Raw genomic sequence first — 1,438 nt, forward strand, 5'->3', positions numbered from 1 at the left:
TGGTGGGGGTGGGGGGTGGGGGTGGGGGTTGGGGGGGGGTGTGTGTGGTTTTGTGTGTGTGGCGTGGGTTGTGTGTGGTGGTTTGGTGGGTGGTGTTTTTGTTTGTGGTGTTGGTGTGTTGGGGGGTGGTTGGTTGTTGGGGGGTGGGTTGTTGTGTTTGGGTGTTGTGGGGTTGGGTGTGTTTTGTTTGTGGTTGGGGGGTTTGGGGGGTGGGGGGGGGGGTGTGTGTTGGGGGGGGTGGGGGGGTTGGGGGGGGTGGGGAGGAGAAGGGGTTGGGGTTTGGATTTTGAAAAGTTGGGAGGGGGGAAAAGTGGGGCGTAGGAATTATCCGCCGATTAAGCGTATTAAAGAAATCAACCAAACTGAACCTTATAAAAAATTAGGAAAATGGGAACTGGCAGATTTTAGACAAGTAAATAATTGGCGGAAAGTAGAACATTATTTGCATTATCGATTTAGAAGCTGTCTAAATACAAATCAGGCTAACCAAAAGGAACTTTTTTATTTAAGCGTTAAAGAAGCATCTGATGCTTTGAATGATTTGGATGAAAACCTGATTATTCACAAACCCAAAGTAGATAGGATGTTTCAAGATGAATATTTATGTTCTTATCTAAAGAATTTATTCATATTGTCCGGATTGGCACACTGGTTGGAATACCAAGGGGTATGGACATTTTCACTTTTCCCGTCAACAAATGGCGGCAGATATTTTACGTTGAATATCGGGTCTCATGAGGTAGCTTTTAGTACCTTAAATAGAAAGAATACACAAAGCACCCATATGATATTGTTAGATAAATTAATTTTAGATTTTCCAGGAACAATTTCTTGGATTGAACAACATGGATATATTGAAAAGAGTTATTACAAAACAGTTTTACCGAGAGCGGTTTCCATTTTTTTAAATGGTACCTTTGATATCGCGCTAGATTTTTTAAAAAAAGATGGGGTCAGACGTGCATTAATTGCTTATTGGTATGACTCTTTATTTAATTTGAAAGACAGCAACAAATGCAGTGTTTATGCACGTTTCCATAACTATAACGCCATTGCAAAACTTAATACAATTTGCAGTACACCGTAGTTACTGTTGACTACCTGAAAATAACACTAATAATCTGAAAATTGGATTAAAGCATCCACATACCCAACCTGCTGATTTCAAAATACAAACCAATACTCAAACCATGATTAAAACCGACAAAATCCGCAAACCACAGCCTGCGGTGTTTTACATCATCGACTACCTTTGGAGCGGCTTTGCCGGTCTGAGTGTGGCGATGGTGGTGGTGGCGTTGTGGGCGTTGGGCAGTGCCGTATTTGGTGAGTTTATGCTGCCTGCGCCGGTAGAGGTGTTTCAAAAGTCTTTGGATTTATTGCAACATTTTCAGGAAAACGAAATCGGGATTTCGCTGTGGCGGTCGGTGGTGGGGAT

At 42.6% G+C, this 1,438-nt stretch carries 2 protein-coding genes and 1 pseudogene; all 3 read left to right on the plus strand.

Annotated features, from left to right (window positions below; all coding sequences use genetic code 11):
* On the plus strand, nucleotides 1-290 hold a 290-nt coding region (locus ACTHUE_RS18950), incomplete at its 5' end, for a hypothetical protein (protein WP_440424170.1).
* On the plus strand, nucleotides 287-1,087 hold the full coding sequence (locus ACTHUE_RS18955) for a GIY-YIG nuclease family protein (protein WP_440424171.1): 801 nt from the start codon (nucleotides 287-289) through the stop codon (nucleotides 1,085-1,087). The genes ACTHUE_RS18950 and ACTHUE_RS18955, both read left to right, overlap by 4 nt.
* Nucleotides 1,088-1,190: 103 nt before the next feature.
* Nucleotides 1,191-1,438 (plus strand): annotated as a pseudogene (locus tag ACTHUE_RS18960) (ABC transporter permease); the annotation flags it as partial.

The organism is Neisseria sp. P0021.S005, from assembly GCF_051956955.1.